The sequence below is a fragment of the Salinicola sp. genome (assembly GCF_982684285.1).
In genome coordinates this window covers 1-20,328 of sequence record NZ_CEXLVS010000049.1, presented here as the reverse complement: position 1 = coordinate 20,328, position 20,328 = coordinate 1, and the positions used below count along the sequence as shown (strand labels likewise).

Sequence of the window (20,328 nt, the reverse complement as noted above, 5' to 3'; positions counted from 1 at the left end):
TGCTTGACGCGGTCGACGCTATCCAGCACGGCGCGGCCGATGCCTTCGTCGCCCATGTAGCCGGAAAGCAGCGCATCGACGTCGTCGAGCCCCACCAGGGATTCGACGCCGTCCAGCACGTTCCTGAGATGGTCCGGAGTGAAGACGTCGCCGGTGAAGGCACCGTAGCCGGTGTGGTTGGAGAACTGGACGGTGTTGATGGCGGTGACTTCCAGCCCCAGTCGCTGCAGCGGAAACACGGCGGCACGGTTGCCGACGTAGCCATAGGCGACGTGGCTCTGAATGGAGATGACATGGGTCATGAGACGGTCCTGCCGCTTGGAGCGCAAAGGGCGTAGTAAAAGGACATAGTGTAATGCCCCGCCGGAGGAACTTGCAGCGTCTCTCTTTGGTCGATAGCTCGCTCGACGCCATCGAGCGGCGGCGATATGCTCGCTCCAGCTTTTTCACCGCCTCTGCGTGATCATCGTTTTCAATGCATCGTGTTCAAGGATCGACTCTGCATGCTTTCAAGCGCCTCGCGCCAGCGCGCCCCATCACACCGCTTCCCCTCGCTGCTGGCCTCTCTTCTCTTCGCCCTGCTGGTGGCCGGCTGTTCCAGCGGCCCGGTCATGACCCCCACGCCGGGCGGAAGTCCCGAGGCACGGGTCGAACAGCCGGCACGCAAGACCACCTGGCACCACCTGCCGGGGTGGAACCGGGATCAACCGATGGCGGCATGGAGCGCGTTCCGGGAGAGCTGCAAGCGGCTGGAGCGCAAGCCGACGTGGAAGAGCGTCTGCCACGATGCCCAGTCGGTCGCTCCGCTCAACGCGCTGGCGATCCAGAACTTCTTCGAGTCCCGTTTCGTGCCTTACCGCGTGACCAACAGCGACGGTAGCGCCACCGGCCTGATCACCGGCTACTACGAACCGATCCTGCGCGGCTCCCGCGTGCGCGGCGGGCCCTACCAGACGCCGCTCTACCAGTACCCGAAATACTGGAAGCGACACACCCATGTCGGCCCGACCCGCGCCGAACTGATGCGCAGCGGCGATCTCGATGGCACCGAGCTGGTGTGGGTCGACGATCCGGTGGAGGCGGCCTACCTGCAGATTCAGGGCTCCGGCCGCGTCGAGATGACCGACGGCACCACCATGCGGGTGGCCTACGCCGGCACCAACAATCAGCCGTTCCGTTCCTTCGCCAAGCGCCTGATCGATCGCGGCGAAATCACCCCCGCCCAGGCCACGCTGCCCGGCGTGCGGGACTGGGCTCGCCGCCACCCGGGCCAGGTGGAGGAGATGCTCAACGTCAATCCGCGCATGGTGTTCTTCCGCGAGCTCAAGGGCAGCGAAGCGCTGGCCGATACCAGCGGCCCGGTGGGCGCGCTGGGGGTGCCGCTCACCTCCGAGCGCAGCATTGCGGTGGACCCGGACGAGATTCCCCTCGGCGCGCCGGTGTTTCTCTCCACCACCCAGCCGCTCTCCAACCGGCCGCTACAGCGCCTGATGGTGGCGCAGGACACCGGCAGCGCGGTGAAGGGCGCGGTACGCGCGGACTTCTACTGGGGCCACGGCGATGCCGCCGGAGAAGCCGCCAGCCGGATGAAGCAGCGGGGCGAGATGTGGGTGCTGATGCCCAAATGAGGGAGCGCCCAATCGCTTGGGCGCTTCGAGGACATTGCTGCCCTCGCTAGCGAGTGCCGGCGAACGCCTTGCGCACCCGCAGCGCCGCGATCACCTGGATGACGCCGTAGACCAGCGCGACGATACCGATCCACAGTGCGGTGGCCACCAGGCCGCTGAGCGGGCTGACGACGAGCAGGATGCCCAGCAGCAGCGCCAGCACGCCACTGAGAACGGTCCAGCCCTCCCCCGGCGCGGCCCAGCCCTGGCCGGGCACGGGGCGGCGAATGCGCAGGCCCAGCAGCAGGCGATAGACCCCGGCGATGATCAGCCAGATGCCGACCAGCACCAGCAGCGCGCTGGCCATGGAGAGCGGATCGAAGATCGCGAGCAGACCGAACAGTATCGACAACGCGCCGTAGCCGATCAGCCAGCCCTTGCCCGCGCCTCGATAGGCCGTCGCCGTCATGAACAGCGTGGAGACGCCCTCCGCCAGCGCCATGATGCCCATGATCCAGGTCAACGCCGCGATGGCGGCCAGCGGCTGAAACACCGCGATCAGGCCGAATACGATGGCGATGACGCCGAACGCCATCAGAATCCACCAGCTACGTCCGATGAGACTTCTCGTTGCCATTGGCGACTCCCATTGATATCCCTGTTCGAGAAAAGCTGAACGCTGCACCGAATCTATCGCTCAATACTGATCTTCAACATAGACCTTCACGGGAGTGACTTCGATGACCGAATCCGTCCCGCCAGCAGCGCCGCTGGCCATCGTCACCGGCGCCACCGCCGGACTCGGGCTGGAGACCGCCAAGGGCCTGGCAGCGAACGGGTATCGCGTCATCGTCGCCGGGCGCAATGCCGACAAGGGCAAGCTCGCCTGCCACGCGGTGCGCGCCCATCAGCCCGGCGCAGAGGTTCGCTTCGAGTGGCTCGATCTCGATAGTCTCGAGTCGGTGCGCCAGTTCGCCGCGCGCCTGCGCGAGCGCGAAACCGAGCTGCACCGGCTGATCAACAACGCCGGCATCATGGCGCTGCCCCGGCGCCAGCGCACCGAGGACGGCTTCGAGCGCCAGTTCGGGGTCAACTACCTTGGCCACTTTCTGCTCACCAGCCTGCTGCTGCCGCAACTGATCGCCGCCTCGTCGTCGGGTTCCGAATCAGCGCCTGCTCGCGTCGTCCAGCTCTCGAGCCTGGCGCACCGCAGCGGCAGGATCGATTTCGACGATCTGAATGGAGAGCGCGACTACGATCCCTGGCGCGCCTACCGACAATCCAAGCTCGCCATGCTGCTGTTTGCCCAGGCGCTGCAGCAACGGAGCGACCAGCACGGCTGGGGGCTGTTGAGCGTTGCCGCCCATCCTGGGCTCTCCCGCACGGCGCTGTTCGATGCCGGGGTGAAGAGTCGCGCCCTGATCGGCCAAGCGTTCAAGCTGGTGATGCCGCTGGTCAGCCAATCCGCCGACCAGGGCGCCAGGCCCACGCTCCACGCCGCGCTCGCCGACGACGTACGCCCCGGCGACTACTTCGGTCCCAATGGCTTCAGCGAGACCCGCGGCGCGCCCAAGCGCGCCCATCGCAGTGCCGCGGCCAGGGACCGGGCGGTGGAAGATCGGCTGTGGAAAGTGTCGTGTGAATTGACCGGAGCGGCGTGGTCATCACACGGTTAAAGACGCACTCAGCGGAATGGTGTCACCATCGAATTTCATCATCGAACGCGAGGAATAGCTCGCTGCGTCATTCGTCTTACCTGCAGCCGACAGTGACAGGGATTCTCCCGCTGCCGACAGCGACCACACATTCGAGTCGCAGCTATTTCATGACAGGAGTCGATGATGGAAACCAAGACAATTTCTCGCCTGGCCCGAGTCGCCGCCGCCGTCGCGCTTGCCGGCTTCATGCCGCTATTGGCCCAGGCCGATAACAGTGTTGCCCAGCAGGAAGCCATGCAGCGACTGCACCAGCCGCTGAGCCTGCAGCCCGCCATGATGACGGCCAACCAGTTCGGGCCCTGGCGCCTGGATATCGGCGCGGGTCACAGTGAAGCCAGCGCCAATGCGCTGCGTGCCGAACAGAATCGCACCGGCATGACCACCATGAAAGCGCTGGGCAGGGCGCAGCAGAGCTTGATTGCGGAGGGGCAGAGTGCTGCGCAAATGGCCGTCATCAAACGGCTCTACAGCACCAACCCCGCCTGAACATCGACGCATCGAAAGCGACCGACAACTTGCGATCAATAACGCCAAAGCCGAGGCCAATCACCTCGGCTTTTTGACGTTCATCGCCTGATTTCGGAGTGGAAACGTTGAAAGCGATCGGGCACGACATGGTGCATTCCCGATCGCTTTCTTCAGGTCCAATACCATCGCCTTTCCCATGAAAAAGCGTGCCGTGGTTCAGGGCTGTTTGCGGCTTCTGGTCATGCTGGCCAATACGCCATCCCGACGGATCAGGGCATGATAAAGCGCTGCCGTCAGGTGCAGGAGAATGAGCGCGAACAGGCTCAGCGCCAGCCAGGTATGGGCGAAGCGCAACGCGCTGTAGAGCGTGGCAGATGGCGACACCAGGTCCGGCAGCGTGACGCCGGCGAGGAGGGTGACCGGGTAGCCGCCGGCCGAGAGCATGGTCCAGCCGATCAGCGGCATCGCCAACATCAATGCATACAGCGCCCAGTGAGAGAGATGGGCCGCGGCGCGCTGCCAGGGCGGGAGGTCCGCGGGCAGCGCCGGGGTGCCATATCGCCAGCGCACCAGAAGACGCACGATGACCAGCGCGAGAATCGCGATTCCCAGCGGTTTATGCAGTTGCACGAGCCATACGTGGCGCTCGGAAACCGTGGCCACCATGCCGACGCCGACAAACAGCATCGTCAGGATCATGAGCGCCATCAGCCAGTGCAGCAGACGGGCAGGGAGGGAAAAGGTAGCGGCAGTCCGTGGATTCATGATCGTGGCTCCTGGGTCGAGGATGTCGCCGATTCGGCCTCCTCGCGAGTGCGTCGGTTGTAGGATTCCGAATAGGCGGCTGAACGCGCGCTCAGCAGCGGATCATCGGAGCCGGCGATACCGTCGGGCAGCACCAGCGGGTCGTAGTTGATATCCCGACAGGGGCCGTCGGCCTGATCCTGGGCACGCTCGATGGTGACGATGCCGGCATCGATCTGGCGGCGATCCGCCGGCCAGGCCAGGGTGGCATCGTCGGTGGGGTCACCGGGATTGGCAACGGTGACGATCAGGTGCCAGCGCTGGGACCCCTTATCCAGGCGTTCCCGCAAGTCCCGGGACAGAAAATCGGGATCCTGCTGCTGGGCCTCGGTCATCGGGGTGAAGGGTGCTTCCGGCACCAGCCCCCAGCGTACGAAGTGGGTCGTCCCACCGGCATCGATGAAGCGGAAGGCATCGAGGCTGTTGTACTCGACGTTGACGAAGCTCGAGGAGCGCCGGGCGGTTTTCACCCATGCCAGGAATGGCTTGGTTTCCGGATGGTCGGCAAAGAAGGCCGCCATTTTCGCGGGGTCCGGCTTGCCGGTTTGCGGATCCGGCTGTGAGGCTTGCAACAGTTCCCAGAACGCCTGTGGCGTCGATACCGGGAATACCGGCATCGCGTTCATCGCGGTTCGCCACTGCTCGTCGTTCGGCAGCTGGAACTGCAGCGCGAAACTGCGTATCGGCGGCATGCCATCATTGGCGTGCGGGTCTCCCCCGGGGATCGCTAGGCGGCCGATGAGCGGGCTGACGCGTCCCGTCTCGAAAACCGTGGCGCGGGACAGGCTCTCCGCGTTGCCGTTGCTCTCGAAGCTGCCCACCACGCAGTACCCCTTGGCGTGATTGCGGCGGTAGCCTTCGTGAACGCCGGCGTTGTCCTCCAGCGTATTGATCATCCGATCCGGGGTCAGCCGGCCGGGGTCCAGCCAACCGCCCACGTAGGCGAAGGCCGTCGCCAGAATGGCGATGACGAGGCCGATGATCGTGAACCTCAATATCAGTTTCGGCGGCGGTGAGGCGTTCTGGGTCATGTCTGCTCCGGGCAACGTTGCCTGAGTGGAGCGAGTAGGACGCCGCTGCCGACGCTTTATTCCCAGTCCTCGTTTTTCCCGGTCTTCATGCGTGCCTGAATCCCGGCGCCGGGAGATTGGCGATTCCCTTGACGATGAAAGGGAATAGAATTGCCGTCGGTTCGTCCTACAGCGACTTCCTTCGATACGCTGGAACCTCCATGAATCCACCCGATGACGATCAACTGCGTGAACTACTGCCCCGTTTGCGGCGCTTCGCCGTATCGCTGACCCAGAATCCCAGCGATGCCGATGATCTGGTGCAGTCGACGCTGGAAAAGGCCATCAGCCACTGGCAGCGCCGCCGCGCCGATGGCGACCTGCGCGCCTGGCTGTTCTCGATCCTGTACCGTCAGTTCATCGACGGTCGCCGTCGCGCCGGTCGCTACGCGCGGCTCATGCAGCTGTTCACCGGCGAGCCCCAGACCAGCGCCTCGGCGGAAGATATCGTCGTGGCCAATGCCACCTGGGAGGCGTTCGATCGACTGCCTCCCGAGCATCGCGCCCTGCTCATGCTCGTCTCGGTGGAGGGGCTGAGCTACCGCGAGGTGAGCGAAACCCTGGACATTCCGATGGGTACGGTGATGTCGCGACTCTCCAGGGCGCGTCGATCCCTGCGCGAGCTGGATGAGGGAGAACCGCGCGAGAAGCGTCCGGCACCGTCACTCAGGAGGCTCAAATGAATCCGAATCGACCTACCGAACAGGACCTGCACGCCTATCTCGACGATCAGTTGGACGCCGAGCGTCGGCAGTGGGTGGCAACCTGGCTCCAGGCCAACCCGGAACGGGCGGCGGAACTCGAGGCGTGGCGCAGGGACAGCCAACACTTGCGCGCGCGGTACGCCAATCCCGAACAGTGGCCGGCCAATGCCTCGCTCGATCCGGCCGCGATCCGGCGTCGCCAGCGGGCCGGGCAACGGCGCTGGCTGGCCACGGCCGCCATGCTGGTGATGACCCTGGGCATCGGCCTGACCGGTGGCTGGACGGTGCGTGACATGACGACTCCGGACTCGCCACCACCGATGGCGGATGCGGTCCAGGCCTACCGCCTGTTCACCGCTGACGTCTCGTTCGACGGGAACACGGCTATCGATGGAAACACGGCCATCGACGGGAACAGCGTTGTCGGCGTCAGCGATACCGCCGTCCCCGAACCGGGCGCCAATAGTCGCGAGAAGATCGTCAAGCTGTTTCAGGCCCATTTCAGTGACGGGATCATGCCCCCGGATCTCAGCGCCGCCGGCCTGGAGATGACCGACGCCCGGCTGCTGGCCACCGATCAAGGGCCTGCCGCCATGGTGGTCTATCGCGATCGGACCGGGCGCCAGATGATGATGTATATCCGCCCGCCGGGGGCGGGCCATCACATGCTGGAACCGGGCAAGCGAGTCGACGGTCAGCTCATGGCGCAGTACTGGTCCAAGGGCAACTACAACTATGCCGTCGTCAGCCGGCCGGACGACCCCAACGCCGCCATGCTGGAGCAGATGCTGCGGAAGAGTTGAGTCGTGCCGTTCCCGTGACACCCGCCGGTTCGATGGACCGGCGGCACCCCAACGCTGCCAGGCAGCCTGGATCTGGAGAGAAGATCGGCGGCAGCAGAGCTCTCTTCCGGGTCGACCGGCGGCGTGGTCGGCCGAGTAAAGAGCGCAGTGCCAGAAGTCACTCGCAGAGGAACAGAGAATCGGTTGATCCTGGCCATTATTGTTATGTTATAACATTATTTAATTATCAAACGAGTTCATTTCATGGTCCTGCCAGTTCCGCACTTGCCCACCAACTACGCCGAGTGGCGCCACTGCATTACTGTCGAATGCGGCATCGCACTGACACAGGCCTATATCGCCCAACGCCTGCGTGCTCTCGATGACGCCAGCGACTACAGCACCCAGCGGCTGATTGCCATCTACGGTCGCCGGCATCATCAGGCCGCCATCGCGTGGTTTCAGCAGGCGGCCGCCGAGCTCTTCCGCCAGGAGGCCCGCTGACATGACGAACCCGGGCGCGATCAACGACCCCGATACTGCCTGGCGGCAGCGACGCGGACGCCGCAGCGCTGGGTCGAGGCCGTCTCGCTACCCGCGCCGGATAGCCTGCTGGCGCTCTACGCCGAGGACGCCATGATGGCGGCAAGGCGGATCCCGGTCATGTCTCCACCGCCTTCAACCGGGGACGACGTGCCTGGGTTTCCAGCGTCTCGCAATACCAGTCGACGAACTGGGCGACGCCGCTTTCCTGGGCCATGGAGTAGGGTCCGGGCTCGTAGCCCAGGGACTGGATGCCCTGCTGGTTGTTCTCCACGACTTCGCGGTCCTCGTCGTTGGTGTGGATCCAGACTTCGGTCAGCCGGTCGAGATCGTAATCGACGCCCTCCACGGCATCCTTGTGAACCAGCCAGGTAGTGGTGACTTCGGTCTCGGTGGCACTGATCGGGTTGATCCGGAACGTCATCGACTGATCGGGCAGGAAGTGCGACCACGTCGAAGGGTAGTGGAATTTCATCAGCGTACCCGCGTCGGCGGGACTCACCCGGCCGAGCGAGTGCGCCACCGCCGGCCTGCCATCGAGGGTGTAGCTCACCGCGCCCGCCTGCAGCGGCATCCGCGCCAGCCGATACTGGCCACTGTCGGCGATGCGAAACCGCGATGGCGAGCCCGCGGCCTCGCAGCGCTCGAAGTGGGCCATGAGCCGCTCGGGGATCGTGCCGTCCGGCCGCACGCCGGCAATATCGGGATCGGGAGAGAAGGAGTGGCACAGCGACGGGTGGTTGCCGTCACAGTGATAACACTCGCGATTGTTCTCCCACACCAGCTTCCAATTGGCCTTCTCGACGATGGTCGAGACGTGGGCCACCTTGGCCTGATCGAGATCGTGAACCTGCAGGTAGGGAGCCGCCAGCGAGGCGAAGGCGTCGAAGTCCGGCGCCTCGTCCGCCAGGCAGACATAGATCAGCCCGCACAGCTCACGGCAGTGGACAGGCTTGAGACCATGCGAGGCCGGATCGAAGTCGGGCCCCATGTCACGGGCCCAGAGCAGCCTGCCGTCGAGTTCGTAGGTCCACTGGTGGTAGGGGCAGACGAGCTTGGCCACGTGGCCCTCGCCCGCCTTGCAGAGCACCGAGCCGCGATGACGACAACTGTTGTGGAACGCACGGATGGCGCCATCCTGGCCGCGCACGATCAGCACACCGGCGTTGCCGACCCACTGGCTGACATAGCTGCCCGGTTTGGCCAACTGGCAGGCTGGGATCGCGTAGAGCCAGTGTCGAAGGAATAGGCGCTCCAGATCGATCCGGAAAAAATCCTCGTCGGTGTAGAAAGGTTGCGCCAGCGAGTAGCCGGAGCGGCGGCGAGCCAGCAGGTCGTCTAGTTCGGAAGTCGATATTGGCATTGTGGAAGACCCTCGTGTTGGCTCCGTCGAGCCCCTGACGTAGGCATGGTGCAGGTACCCTGAACCTCGAGTCGCGACTGCAGCAGCCACCCTGGCCGGCGACGCCGGCGGTGCTCACAGATCCTTGACCAGACGCAGGGCGTCATAGATCGCGGCGTGGGTATTGCGGTGCGAGATCGCATCGCCGATCCGGAACAGCTGGAAGCCCGCCCCGGTGTCGTCCGACGCGACGATCGGTTGCGGATCGCCGACGATCAGCTTGTCGTAGTCGACCATGCCCTGGTTGTTCGACAGCGGCTTGAGCGACTCGTAGAGATCGTCCATGGGCAGGGTGCCGAAGTTGACCACCACCTGGTCGACGCGGCGCTCCTTGCCGACGCGGGTATAGTCGCTCTCCACCGACGCCACCAGCTCGTCGCCCTCGCGCCGCAGCGCGACCAGGCGGAAGGTCGGCGTGAAGGTGGTGTCGAGCACCTGCAGCGTGCGCATGTAGGGCACCAGGTTCATCGCCATCACCTCGGGCGCCAGCGCGCGATCCGCGGTCATGTACTCGACCCGAGCCCCGCTCCTGGCGATGACCTCGGCCGCCTGCAGCGCGGTATGGTCGCCGGCGTCGTCGTAGACCAGCACGTTGCGTCCCGGCTTGGCATGCCCCGAGAGGATGTCCCAGCCGGTCACCGCCAGTTCGTTGCCCTGCGCCAGCGCTTCCTCGTTGGGCAGGCCGCCGGTGGCGACGATGACCACGTCCGGCGACTCCGCCACCACTTCCTCCTGCTCGGCGAAGACGTTGAAGTGGAAGGTGACGCCCAGCGCCTGGCAGCGCTCGTAACGCCAGTCGATGATGCCCATCATCTCGCGCCGGCGCTCGCTCTGGGCGGTGAGCCGGACCTGCCCGCCCGGGGCGTCGGCCGCTTCGAACACCACCACTTCGTGGCCGCGCTCGGCGGCGACCCGGGCCGCTTCCATCCCCCCGGGGCCGGTTCCCACCACCACGACCTTACGCCTGGTCTCGGCCGGCGCGATGGTATGCGGCATGGTCGTCTCGCGGCCGGTGGCCGGATTGTGGATGCAGTAGGCCGCACCGCCCTGGTAGATGCGGTCGAGGCAGTAGTTGGCGCCGACGCAGGGCCGGATCTCCTCCTCGCGCCCCTCGATCACCTTGCGCATCAGGTGCGGGTCGGCCATGTGCGCGCGGGTCATGCCGATCATGTCCACCTTGCCGGAAGCGATGGCATGGCGCGCGGTGGCGACGTCCTGGATCTTGGCACCGTGGAAGGTGGGAAAATCCACCTCGCGCTTGATGTCGCCGGCGAAGTCGAGATGCGGCGCGCTGGGCATGCCCTGGATGGGGATGACATCGGTGAGTCCCGGGTCGGTATCGATGTGCCCCTTGACCACGTTGAGGAAGTCGACCAGCCCGCTTCGCTTGAGCCGCTTCGAAATCTCCATGCCGTCGCGGGCGTCGAAACCGCCGGGCAGGCACTCGTCGCCGGTGTAACGCACGCCGAGCAGGAAATCCTCGCCGACACGCCGGCGGATCGCGTCGAGCACCTCGAAGGTGAAGCGCAGACGATTGTCCAGACTGCCGCCGTAGGGACCCTCGAGTTCGTTGGTCAGCGGCGACCAGAACTGATCCATCAGGTGGCCGTAGGCCTGGATCTCGAGGCCGTCCAGCCCCGCGGCGCGCATCCGCTCGGCGGCGTCGGCGTAGTCGCGGATCAGGCGCTCGATATCCCAGATCTCGGCCTTCTTGGGATAGGCGCGATGGGACGCCTCGCGGCGGTTTGAGGCCGATACCACCGGCAGCCAGTCCCCCTTGTCCCAGCGCGTGCGCCGGCCCAGATGCGTCAACTGGATCATCACCGCCGTGCCGTGCTCGTGGCAGGCGTCGGTCAGCTCACGCATCCACGGCACCACCTCGTCCTGGTAGGCGAGGATGTTGTTGAACACCGGCGGGCTGTCCCGCGATACCGCCGCGGAGCCGGCGGTCATGGTCAGCGCCACGCCGGCCTTGGCGCGCTCGACGTGATAGGCCCGGTAGAGCGCCTTGGGCATGCCGTCCTCGGGATAGGCGGGCTCGTGGGAGGTCAGCATGACGCGGTTCTTGAGCGTCAGGTTCTTGAGCGTCAGCGGCTGCAGCAGCGGATCGTTCTTCACGGTCGGGCACCCTTGTTGTTGTGGGGTTGACATCACGCTAGCGCTCGCTGTACACCAGTGTCAATTGGCACGACAATGGTGTACACAAAAGGTCTAAGGGCTCTGTTAACCTCGCTGTCCTGCCCACCGCCAACAAGGATCCGACGTGAAAGACGATCTCGCCAACAACCAGAGAGCCTGGATCGATGCGGCCTACGAGCTGCTCGTCAATGCCGGCGTCGGCGCGGTCAAGATCGTACCGCTGGCCAGGAAGCTGAACACCTCGCGCACCAGCTTCTACTGGCTGTTCAAGGATCGCGAGGAGATCCTGTCGGCGCTGCTGGCGCGCTGGGAAAGCCAGAACACCCGGGCCGTCATCGACCAGAGCGAGCGCTACGCCGCCTCGATCGTCGAGGCCACGCTCAACGTGTTCGACTGCTGGTTCGATCCCGCGGTGTTCGATTCCGAATTCGAATACGCCGTGCGCAGCTGGAGCCTGCAGGATCCGGCGGTGGCCGAGCGCGTGCAGCGCGCCGATGCCGAGCGTCTGGCCGCGATCCAGGCGATGTTCTCGCGCTTCGGCTACCCCGCGCTGGAGGCGGACACCCGCGCAAGGACCGTCTACCTGCTCCAGATCGGTTACATCTCCATGCACGTACAGGAGAGCAAGGACACCCGCATCGGCCGCGTCGCCGAGTACGTTCGCATCTTCACCGGCCAGCCCTGCACCGAGAGCGATCTGGCCCGTTTCGCCGCCCGCCACCGCACGCGGTTTCCCGCCGAGGAACTCGCCGCCGCACGACAGGAGGTAGCCGATGGCTCACCGACCGACGCTCGGCATCCTGGGCGGTAACGGCTGGCTGGGCGGCGCGTTCGGGCGTGCCCTGCTGACGCGCGGCCTGCTCTCCCCGGATCGGCTGGCGGTCACCCCCAGCCGCCATGGCGACCGCTACGCCGACTGGCCCGATGTCGTCCGCATCGAGAGCCCCGAGGCGTTGCTCGACCGCGCCGATATCGTCGTCCTCGCGTTGCGCCCGGCGCAGTTCGCCACGCTGACGCTCTCTCTCGAATCCCACCTGGTGATCTCGCTGATGGCGCAGGTGTCGCTCGCCGAGCTCGCCCGCGCCACCGGTGCCACGCGCCTGGTTCGCGCCATGCCCAATGCCGCCGCCGAGATCGGCCGCTCCTATACACCATGGGTGGCCGACACGGCGGTGAATGCCGACGAGCGGTGTCTGGTCGGCGACCTGCTCGCCGCCTGCGGCCCCGTCGACGAGGTCGGCGACGAGCACCAGCTCGACTACCTGACCGCGCTCACCGGCAGCGGCCCCGCCTTTCCCGCCCTGCTGGCGGCCAGCCTGATCGAGCACGCCCTGGATCAGGGGCTGCCCGAGGCGCTGGCGCGGCGTGCCGTGGTCGAGAGCCTGGCGGGTAGCCTGGCGCTGATCCGCCAGACCGATACCGGCCCCGGCGCGATCGTCGACCGTTTTCTCGCCTACGGCGGCGTCACCACGCTGGGGCTGGAGTCCATGGTCGACCACGGTTTCCGCGACGCGGTGAAAGAGGGTGTCGGTGCGGCCCATCGCGGCGCGCTCGAGGGCCGTCCTTCGAGTGGGTAGCGCACAGAAAGAACGATAATCCAGGCGGCGACGGTGACAGTCGAACAAAGACGCCAAGAGCCGCTCCACACAGGAGTTCCCCGCATGACGAACAACGATAACGCGGTCGTCGTCGCGACCTTCGTGCTCTACTTTCTGGTGATGCTGATCATCGGCTACGCCGCCTGGAAGCGCTCTTCGGATTTCTCCGACTATGTGCTCGGCGGGCGCTCGCTGGGCCCGTTCGCCACCGCCATCTCGGCCGGCGCCTCGGAGATGTCCGGCTGGCTGATGGTGGCGATGCCGGGTGCGGCTTACCTGTCCGGGCTCTCCGCGTTCTGGATCGCCGCCGGGCTGCTCGCGGGTTCGCTGCTCAACTGGCTGCTGGTCGCCCAGCGCCTCCGCGTCTACAGTTTCGTCGCCAACGATGCCCTGACCATCCCCGAGTTCCTGGCCGAGCGCTTCCAGCGCCACACCGGCGGGCTGCGTCTGGTCGCCTCCATCTTCATCATCGTCTTCTACCTGTTCTACACCAGCTCCGGGCTCGTCGCCGGCGGCAAGCTGCTCAATACCGTGTTCGGCATGAACTACGAGCTGGCGGTGGTGGTCGGCCTGCTGGCGATCGTCTCCTACACCTTCTTCGGCGGCTACCTGGCGGTCTCCTGGACCGATGTGCTGCAGGGCATCATGATGCTGCTGGCGCTGGTCGCGGTGCCGGTGGCGGCGGTAATGGAACTCGGTGGCGTCACTGCCTCGCTCGAGTCGGTGCGTGAGACCTCGCCGATGCTGTTGCGCTGGTTCACCGACGCCGCCAGCGGCGAGACGCTGGGCTGGATCGTCGTCGCCAGCTCGCTGGCCTGGGGCCTCGGCTACTTCGGCCAGCCGCACTCGCTGGCGCGTTTCGCCGGCATCGACGACCATCGCCACATCCCCCGGGCCCGTCTGCTCTCGGTGAGCTGGACCGGAATCGGCCTGGCCTGTGCGCTGGCGATCGGCGTGCTCGGGCACGGTTTCTTCCCCGCCGGGCTCGACGACCAGGAGCGTATTTTCATGTTCATGGTCGACATCCTCTTCAATCCGGTGGTCGCCGGCGTGCTGCTGACCGCCATTCTCGCCGCAGTGATGTCCACCGCGGACTCCCAGTTGCTGATCTGCTCCTCGACCATCGCCGACGATCTCTACAAGGCGATGTTCCGCCAGCATTCCTCGCAGCGCGAACTGCTGCGGGTCGGACGGCTCGCCGTGCTCGGCGTTTCCGTCATCGCCCTGCTGCTGGCACTCGCCCCCGACTCCAACGTGCTGGGACTGGTCTCCTACGCCTGGGCCGGATTCGGTGCCAGCTTCGGCCCCACGCTGCTGCTGGCGCTCTACTGGAAGCGCATGAATCAGTGGGGCGCGCTGGCCGGAATCATCGTCGGTGGGGTGACCGTGATCGTGTGGTCGGCGCTCGACGGCGGCCTCTTCGATCTCTATGAGATCCTGCCCGGGTTCCTGTTCTCGCTGATCGCCATCGTCGTCGTCTCGCTGGCCACGGCGGCCCCCCACGACGCCGTGGCGCGCCAGTTCGAGACGATGGAGGCGGAGCTGGCCCGACCCGAGCCGGCCATTGCCCGTTGAGGCGCTGGCGTCGCTGCGAGTTCGGACTAAGCGAAGACGATCGCGATCAGGCGGGCTCGGGGGTCTTCTTGTTGTCGCCGAGGGTCACCCCGGGCAGATCCCCGGTCATGGTCTCCTGCGGCTGGTAGTGGATCACCGAACGGATCGCCTCGCCGCGATGGAGCAGGTCGAACGCCGTATTGATGCGATCGTGCGTCATGTTGTGGGTGATGTAGGGGTCGACATCGAAGCGCCCCGAGAGCCACTCGTCGACCATGCCCGGCAGCTCCGAACGCCCCAGCACGCCACCGAAGGCGCTGCCGCGCCAGACCCGCCCGGTGACCAGTTGGAACGGCCGCGTGGCGATCTCCTCGCCGGCGCCGGCGACGCCGATGATGATGCTCTCGCCCCAGCCCTTGTGGCAGCACTCCAGCGCCGCGCGCATCAGGCGCACGTTGCCGACACACTCGAAGGAGAAGTCGACGCCGCCGTTGGTCATGTCGATGACCACCTCGTGCAGCGGCTCGGGGTGCTCGTTCGGGTCGAGGCACTCGGTGGCGCCCAGCGACTCGGCCAGGGCGAACTTGGCCGAGTTGACGTCGATACCGATGATCCGACCCGCCCCCTGCAGCTTGGCACCCTGGATCACCGCCATGCCCACCGCGCCGAGGCCGAACACGGCGACGGTATCCCCCGGCTGCACCTTGGCGGTGTTGCGCACCGCGCCGATACCGGTGGGCACCGCGCAGCCCATCACGCACGCCTTGGACAGCGGCGCCTCCGGGTTGATCTTGGCCACCGCGATCTCCGGCAGCACGGTGTACTCGCTGAAGGTGCTGGTGCCCATGTAGTGGCGCAGCATCTTGCCCTTGTAGGAGAAGCGGCTGGTGCCATCCGGCATCGACCCCTGCCCCTGGGTCTTGCGGATCGTCTGGCACAGGTTGGTCTTGCCGGACTGGATGTAGGGGCAGTCGGGATCTTCCGGGGTATAGAGCGGGATGATGTGATCGCCCGGCTTGACCGAGGTCACGCCCTTGCCGATCTCCTCGACAATCCCCACGCCCTCGTGCCCCAGCACGCAGGGGAATAGCCCTTCGGGATCGCGCCCCGAGAGCGTGAACATATCGGTGTGGCAGAGGCTGGTAGTGACGATTCGAACCAGCACCTCGCCCGACTTCGGCCCCTCGAGGTCGATCTCTTCGATCTCCAGCGGGCGATTCGGCTCCCAGGCAATGGCGGCACGCGTTTTCATGAGGACCTCCGACAACGGAAAAGTGAGGCAAGGTCGCGGTGACCCTGAGTCGTGACTTTGAATAGCGACGTTGAGTCGAGACTTTGCGTCGTGACCTTGAAGGCGTCACGCCGGCGGGCCGACACGCTACACTCGTGACGATACCGACACGACTGATTTAAGGTACGTTATAACATAACAATTAAAACGCACTATCGGTTTCCGACAGAAAGCTTTCCACCGACGACACTCACCTGACCCCTGGTCCGCCTGCCATGCCCAAGACCGCGACGACCCCCATCCCCGTCACCCTGCTGACCGGCTTTCTCGGCAGCGGCAAGACCACGCTGCTCAATCGTCTGGTTCGCCAGCCCGACATGGACCGCACCCTGGTGATCATCAACGAGTTCGGCGAGATCGGGCTCGATCACCGCCTGTTCAGCGCCACCGACGAGACCGAGGTGGTGGCGCTGGAGAGCGGCTGCCTGTGCTGCACCATTCGCGGCGACCTCGCCCGCACGCTGCGCGATGCGCCCTGGCGCTATGCCCGGGAGGGCCGGCGCCAGTTCGACCGCGTGGTGATCGAGACCACCGGCCTGGCCGATCCGGCGCCGATCCTGCACACCCTGATGACCGGACCCAAGCTGGTCGGCCAGTACCGGCTCGATGGCATCGTCACCACCGTCGATGCCGTCCACGGCGGCGCCACTCTCGACCAGCACGCGGAAGCGATCAAGCAGGCCGCCGTGGCCGACCGCCTGCTGCTGACCAAGGCCGATCTGGCGCCCGCCGAGGCGCTGGCGGCACTCGCCCGGCGGCTGGCCGAGATCAACCCGGAGGCCGGCCAGCGCCATATCGTCCAGGGCGAGATCGAAGCCACCGCCTTGACCGGGCTGGGGCTGATGGGAGGAGACGGCACCCGCCCCGATCTCGCCCGCTGGATCGACGCCTACGCCCAGCCGCCGAGCCTGGCCGGGCTGGCCTTCAGCACGGGCCCCGCGGGTGCCGGGCCACTGCTCACGCCGGCAGGCAGCGACTCGCCCGATCCCACGCGCGATCCCAACCGCCACGACGACCGCATTCGCGCCCACTGCTTCACCCTGGAAGCCCCGATCGAACTCGGCCGCTTCGAAGCCTGGCTCGAGCTGATGACGGCACTGATGGGCGAGAACATGCTGCGTATCAAGGGCATCCTCAACCTCGCCGGGCGCGAGCGCCCCACCGTGATTCACGGCGTACAGCACATCTTCCACCCGCCGGTGGAGCTCGACGCCTGGCCCGACGAAGATCGCCGCTCGCAGCTGGTGTTCATCACCCGCGATATCCCCCGCGAATCGCTGGAGAGCGTGCTGGTGGCGGTGAGCTAAAGACGCCTCGCGGTATCGATATCGTCTCGATGCCGGAGGTGTTCTCGTCTCACGCATGTCGCCAGCCAATACCCAGGAAAATGGTTAACCATTAGTCTCAACCTTGCCGCGTTCGGTTATTCAGATCAGCCCCCGACACGAGCTTCCCGTGGCATGCCAGGCGATTCCCACCGCCTCCATAATCTCTTGATAGAAAGCGTATTTTTCAGCCATTAGACAAGTTTTTCTCCTATTTCGATCTTGGGTAAGTCGAGTGGCTAGCGCTCTGTGATTGCGTTTCTGCGACCAAAGTCGGTCTTCTTTTCCCTTCATGCTCTCATTACCGTTAATTGGTCAACCAATTAACGGAACACTGTCTATGCAACCGGCTACCCCCCGCGTGATCGCCCCCGCCGATATCACCGCCCTTCGGCGACACGCCTATCGGATCCGTCGCCATGCACTGCTCATGGGGGAAGTGCAGGGCCAGGGTTACGTGGGACAGGCCCTGGGCATCGCCGACGTCCTTGCGGTCGCCTACTTCCGTGCCATGAATCTGCGCGCCGACGACCCCCAGTGGGAAGAGCGCGATCGCTTCCTGCTGTCGATCGGTCACTACGCCATCGCCCTCTATGCCGCGTTGATCGAGGCGGGTGTCATCAGCGAGAGCGAAATCGAAAACTACGGCAGCGACGACAGCTTGCTGCCGATGTCCGGCATGGCGGCCTATACCCCCGGCATGGAGATTACCGGCGGATCCCTGGGCCACGGGCTGGGGATCGGTGTCGGCATGGCGCTCGGCCTGAAGCGCAAGCGGAGCCGTTCGCGCATCTTCAACCTGCTCTCCGACGGCGAGCTCAACGAGGGCTCGACCTGGGAGGCCGCGGCCTCGGCCGCCCACTGGAAGCTCGACAACCTGGTCGCCATCGTCGATGTCAACGATCAGCAGGCCGACGACAAGTCGTCGAGCGTGCTCGGCTACGAACCCATCGCCGACAAGTGGATCGCCTTCGGCTGGACTGCGCTGCGGGTGGACGGCAACGACATCGCCGCGCTGGTCGATGCCTTCGATACCGCACTGGACAGCGCCGACGGCAAACCCTGCGTCATCATCTGCGACACCCTGATGGGCCGCGGCGTGCCGCTGCTCGAGAACCGCGACAAGACCCACTTCATACGCGTCGACGAAGACGAATGGCGCGTTGCCCTGAAGCAACTCGACGATACCTACGCCAATCCATCCGACGCCGCAGGGAGCGAGCACTCATGACGACTCAACCGCGACTCAAGACATCGGCGATGATCGCGTCGCTGGCGGCGGAAGGTCAGCCGACCACCTCGGCGCCTTTCGGTCATGCCCTGGTCGAGGCGGCCGCGGCCGACGAGCGTATCGTCGGCATGACCGCGGATCTGGGCAAGTACACCGATCTGCATGTCTTCGCCCAGGCCTATCCCGAGCGCCACTATCAGATGGGGATGGCCGAGCAGTTGCTGATGAGTGCCGGTGCCGGCATGGCACGCGAGGGTTTCATACCGTTCGTGACCACCTATGGCGTGTTCGCATCGCGCCGGGCCTACGACTTCATCTGCATGGCGATCGCCGAGGAGAGACTCAACGTCAAGATCGTCTGCGCGCTGCCCGGCCTCACCACCGGTTACGGGCCGAGCCACCAGGCGACCGAGGACATGGCGATATTCCGCGGCATGCCGAACCTCACCATCGTCGATCCCTGTGATGCGGTGGATATCGAGCAGGCCACCCACGCCATGGTCGCTCACGATGGGCCAGTCTACCTGCGGCTTCTGCGCGGCAAGGTGCCCCGCGTGCTCGATCGGTTCCCGGACTACCGCTTCGAGATCGGCAGGGCGCGCAGACTCATGGAGGGCGAGGATGCCCTGATCATCTCCTCCGGGCTGATGACCATGCGTGCCATCGAAGCGGCCGATCTCCTCGCCGAGCGCGGCATGCACGTGGGTGTGCTTCACTCGCCCACCATCAAGCCGCTGGATGCGCAGACGATTCTCGAGGAGATCCAGCGTCATCCCCAGCGCCCCGTCTACGTGGCGGAAAATCACTCCGTCATCGGCGGGCTGGGCGAGAGCGTGGCCGCACTATTGATGAATGCCGGCGTACATCCGGAGTTCCACCAGATCGGGCTGCCGGACGCCTTTCTCGACGCCGGTGCACTGCCCACTTTGCATGACCGCTATGGCATCTCGACCCAGGCAATGGTGAAGACCCTGGCGTCCCGGATCTCGCTCACGCACGCCAGCTGAGCCGAAACGCGCCACAGCGAGGACTTCACCACGTCCCGTCAGCAACTCCACGTCCCGTCAGCAACCATGAGCGCAACGACAATGATTAAAGCGATTCTGAAAGCGATCCCGACAGCGACCCTGAGAGCGATTCCAAACGCCACGGCCCTGGCTGCCGCCCTCGCCGCCACCACGCCGGCGCTGGCAGCGCAGACCCTGCAACTGGCCCACAACGCCGCCGAGGGCAACCCCAAATGGGAAGCCTCCGAGCGCTTCGCCAAGCTCGTCGAGGAGGGCACCAACGGCGAGATCCACGTCGACGTGGGCGGCAACGCCCAGTACGGCGACGACATGGAAGCACTGACCCTGATGCGCATGGGCAGCCTGGCGTTCAGCGCCAACAGCCAGGGCCCGGTGGCGAGCATTGTCCCGCAGTTCTCCGTGCTGGGGCTGCCGTTTCTGTTCGATTCGTTGCCCACCGCCTGGAAGGTGATGGATGGCGAGGTCGGCGACGAACTCAAGCGCTTGGCGCAGGAGCAGGGGCTGGTCCTGCTGGCGATGTGGGACAACGGCATCCGTCACGTCAGCAACAACGTCCGCCCGATCGAGAAGCCCGCCGACCTGAAAGGGCTGAAGATCCGCACGCCGCCGGACGAGATGACCGTCGATATCTTCGACGCGCTGGGGGCGACGCCAACCCCGATGAACTTCTCCGAGCTCTATATCGCGCTGCAGCAGGGCGTGGTGGATGGCCAGGAGAACCCGCTGATGAACATCTATTCGTCGAAGCTCTATGAAGTGCAGAAGTACATCTCCCTCACCGGCCACAAGTACGAGTCCACGCCGCTGCTGATGAGCAAGATCGTCTGGGACGGTCTCTCCCCCGATGAACAGCAGGTCATCCAGAATGCCGCCATCGAAGCCGGAATATACATCCGGCAGGCTTCGCTGGCGGCCGACAAGGAACTGCGCGCGAAGATTGAGCAGGCGGGGGTGGCGTTCAACGAGGTGGATCAGGCGCCTTTCATCGAGGCCACGCGCGGCGTCTACGATGCCTGGCGGCAGAAGTACCCGAAGATGGTCGACATGGTCGTCGAAGCCGCGCA

General features: G+C 65.5%; 20 protein-coding genes. 13 read left to right on the top strand and 7 right to left on the bottom strand.

The features are described from left to right. Window positions 1–302 (bottom strand): pyridoxal kinase (gene pdxY, locus AC3AYF_RS06475; protein ID WP_487779526.1); only part of this gene is annotated, 302 nt, incomplete at its 3' end. A gap of 201 nt (window positions 303–503) precedes the next feature. Here pdxY and mltA point away from each other — a divergent pair. Then, a complete protein-coding gene (gene mltA / locus AC3AYF_RS06470) occupies window positions 504–1,628 on the top strand; it encodes a murein transglycosylase A (RefSeq protein ID WP_487779525.1) in 1,125 nt (374 codons plus the stop codon). A gap of 46 nt (window positions 1,629–1,674) precedes the next feature. Here mltA and AC3AYF_RS06465 read toward each other — a convergent pair whose 3' ends face one another. Continuing rightward, the gene (locus tag AC3AYF_RS06465) at window positions 1,675–2,244 is read right to left on the bottom strand and encodes an HdeD family acid-resistance protein (protein ID WP_295038773.1); all 570 of its coding nucleotides are present in this window, start codon (window positions 2,242–2,244) and stop codon (window positions 1,675–1,677) included. Window positions 2,245–2,347: 103 nt separating this feature from the next. Here AC3AYF_RS06465 and AC3AYF_RS06460 point away from each other — a divergent pair, with 103 nt between their 5' ends. Beyond that, window positions 2,348–3,283 carry an oxidoreductase gene (locus AC3AYF_RS06460; protein ID WP_295038775.1) on the top strand — a complete coding sequence of 312 codons (936 nt, stop codon included), beginning with the start codon at window positions 2,348–2,350 and terminating at the stop codon, window positions 3,281–3,283. 165 nt (window positions 3,284–3,448) lie between these two features. Next, window positions 3,449–3,811, top strand: coding sequence for a hypothetical protein (locus tag AC3AYF_RS06455; protein WP_295038776.1), 363 nt, complete (start codon window positions 3,449–3,451; stop codon window positions 3,809–3,811). Between the two features lie 198 nt (window positions 3,812–4,009). On the opposite strand, the gene AC3AYF_RS06450 is transcribed toward AC3AYF_RS06455, so the two are convergent. Both AC3AYF_RS06450 and AC3AYF_RS06445 read right to left on the bottom strand, forming a co-directional pair. Then, on the bottom strand, window positions 4,010–4,558 hold the full coding sequence (locus tag AC3AYF_RS06450; RefSeq protein ID WP_295038777.1) for a cytochrome b: 549 nt from the start codon (window positions 4,556–4,558) through the stop codon (window positions 4,010–4,012). Then, window positions 4,555–5,628, bottom strand: a complete 1,074-nt coding sequence (locus tag AC3AYF_RS06445; RefSeq protein WP_295038779.1) for a catalase family peroxidase — start codon at window positions 5,626–5,628, stop codon at window positions 4,555–4,557. The genes AC3AYF_RS06450 and AC3AYF_RS06445 overlap by 4 nt, the downstream gene beginning before the upstream one ends. A 200-nt stretch (window positions 5,629–5,828) precedes the next feature. Here AC3AYF_RS06445 and AC3AYF_RS06440 point away from each other — a divergent pair, with 200 nt between their 5' ends. The 3 genes from AC3AYF_RS06440 to AC3AYF_RS06430 all read left to right on the top strand — a co-directional run bounded on the left by AC3AYF_RS06440 (window position 5,829) and on the right by AC3AYF_RS06430 (window position 7,657). Beyond that, on the top strand, window positions 5,829–6,350 hold the full coding sequence (locus AC3AYF_RS06440) for an RNA polymerase sigma factor (RefSeq protein WP_295038781.1): 522 nt from the start codon (window positions 5,829–5,831) through the stop codon (window positions 6,348–6,350). Then, window positions 6,347–7,174, top strand: a complete 828-nt coding sequence (locus AC3AYF_RS06435; RefSeq protein WP_295038783.1) for an anti-sigma factor family protein — start codon at window positions 6,347–6,349, stop codon at window positions 7,172–7,174. The genes AC3AYF_RS06440 and AC3AYF_RS06435 overlap by 4 nt, the downstream gene beginning before the upstream one ends. A 243-nt stretch (window positions 7,175–7,417) precedes the next feature. Then, window positions 7,418–7,657 carry a hypothetical protein gene (locus AC3AYF_RS06430; RefSeq protein WP_295038785.1) on the top strand — a complete coding sequence of 80 codons (240 nt, stop codon included), beginning with the start codon at window positions 7,418–7,420 and terminating at the stop codon, window positions 7,655–7,657. A 157-nt stretch (window positions 7,658–7,814) separates the two neighbouring features. Here AC3AYF_RS06430 and AC3AYF_RS06425 read toward each other — a convergent pair whose 3' ends face one another. Then, a complete protein-coding gene (locus AC3AYF_RS06425) occupies window positions 7,815–9,059 on the bottom strand; it encodes an aromatic ring-hydroxylating oxygenase subunit alpha (protein ID WP_487779524.1) in 1,245 nt (414 codons plus the stop codon). A gap of 114 nt (window positions 9,060–9,173) precedes the next feature. Then, a complete protein-coding gene (locus tag AC3AYF_RS06420; protein WP_295038788.1) occupies window positions 9,174–11,216 on the bottom strand; it encodes an NADH:flavin oxidoreductase in 2,043 nt (680 codons plus the stop codon). A 145-nt stretch (window positions 11,217–11,361) separates the two neighbouring features. Here AC3AYF_RS06420 and AC3AYF_RS06415 point away from each other — a divergent pair, with 145 nt between their 5' ends. From AC3AYF_RS06415 to putP, 3 genes are all read left to right on the top strand, one after another. After that, complete coding sequence (locus AC3AYF_RS06415) at window positions 11,362–12,048, top strand: TetR/AcrR family transcriptional regulator (protein WP_295038790.1); 687 nt, start codon at window positions 11,362–11,364, stop codon at window positions 12,046–12,048. Further along, window positions 12,011–12,814, top strand: coding sequence for a pyrroline-5-carboxylate reductase family protein (locus AC3AYF_RS06410; protein ID WP_295038792.1), 804 nt, complete (start codon window positions 12,011–12,013; stop codon window positions 12,812–12,814). Before AC3AYF_RS06415 ends, AC3AYF_RS06410 begins: the two co-directional genes overlap by 38 nt. An 84-nt stretch (window positions 12,815–12,898) precedes the next feature. Further along, entirely contained in the window at window positions 12,899–14,410 is a 1,512-nt protein-coding gene (putP, locus tag AC3AYF_RS06405) for a sodium/proline symporter PutP (protein WP_487779523.1), read from the top strand. A gap of 46 nt (window positions 14,411–14,456) precedes the next feature. Here the strand turns inward: putP and AC3AYF_RS06400 are convergent, their stop codons facing one another. Then, the gene (locus AC3AYF_RS06400; RefSeq protein ID WP_295040662.1) at window positions 14,457–15,641 is read right to left on the bottom strand and encodes an S-(hydroxymethyl)glutathione dehydrogenase/class III alcohol dehydrogenase; all 1,185 of its coding nucleotides are present in this window, start codon (window positions 15,639–15,641) and stop codon (window positions 14,457–14,459) included. Between the two features lie 254 nt (window positions 15,642–15,895). Here AC3AYF_RS06400 and AC3AYF_RS06395 point away from each other — a divergent pair, with 254 nt between their 5' ends. The 4 genes from AC3AYF_RS06395 to AC3AYF_RS06380 all read left to right on the top strand — a co-directional run. After that, on the top strand, window positions 15,896–16,987 hold the full coding sequence (locus tag AC3AYF_RS06395; protein WP_295040660.1) for a CobW family GTP-binding protein: 1,092 nt from the start codon (window positions 15,896–15,898) through the stop codon (window positions 16,985–16,987). 358 nt (window positions 16,988–17,345) lie between these two features. Beyond that, window positions 17,346–18,236, top strand: a complete 891-nt coding sequence (locus AC3AYF_RS06390) for a transketolase (protein WP_295040658.1) — start codon at window positions 17,346–17,348, stop codon at window positions 18,234–18,236. Then, window positions 18,233–19,243, top strand: a complete 1,011-nt coding sequence (locus AC3AYF_RS06385; protein ID WP_295040657.1) for a transketolase family protein — start codon at window positions 18,233–18,235, stop codon at window positions 19,241–19,243. Before AC3AYF_RS06390 ends, AC3AYF_RS06385 begins: the two co-directional genes overlap by 4 nt. A gap of 81 nt (window positions 19,244–19,324) precedes the next feature. Then, window positions 19,325–20,328 (top strand): TRAP transporter substrate-binding protein (locus AC3AYF_RS06380; RefSeq protein ID WP_487779522.1); only part of this gene is annotated, 1,004 nt, incomplete at its 3' end.